This window comes from Vibrio sp. 2134-1 (assembly GCF_033339495.1).
Genome location: NZ_JAWOUS010000732.1, coordinates 1 through 577, shown reverse-complemented (window position 1 = coordinate 577; position 577 = coordinate 1). Strand labels below are relative to the sequence as shown.

The 577-nt window shown below is 48.4% G+C and carries 1 protein-coding gene; it reads left to right on the top strand.

The features are described from left to right. Positions 1–161: 161 nt before the first annotated feature. Positions 162–577, top strand: a 416-nt coding sequence (locus R7R78_RS28235; RefSeq protein ID WP_225474865.1) for a response regulator, incomplete at its 3' end; no start/stop codon positions are given.

Genomic DNA, 577 nt, shown 5'->3' with positions numbered 1-577 from the left:
TGGGTTGTCCATATCACAAAATTTGATCGACCAGCACAACGGAAAAATCGACGTTGAAAGCTGGCCTGGCCACACCACTTTTACAATATATTTGCCGATTTGACCTCACGAATGGATTTCGTTGAGCGCCAATTTACGGTTTTTGCTGCAAGGATTAGTACATGAGTAAAGGATATGTTTGGGTCGTCGATGACGACAGTTCAATTCGCTGGGTGATGGAGAAAACACTCTCCTCAGCCAACATAAAATGCGAAACCTATGCCGATGGGGAAAGCGTTTTGATGGCGCTTGAGCGCGAAGTGCCAGACGTACTGGTGTCTGATATTCGCATGCCCGGTATCGACGGATTAGAACTGCTCAAGCAAGTGCAACGTGATTACCCTGATTTGCCCGTGATCATCATGACCGCGCATTCCGACTTAGATGCCGCCGTTAACGCCTATCAAAAAGGCGCGTTCGAGTACCTGCCAAAACCGTTTGATATCGATGAAACCTTAACGCTGGTCGAACGTGCGATTGCCCACAGCCATGAAAACAAACGCGAGCAATTGTCTTCAGAAGATGCCCCAGCCGACAC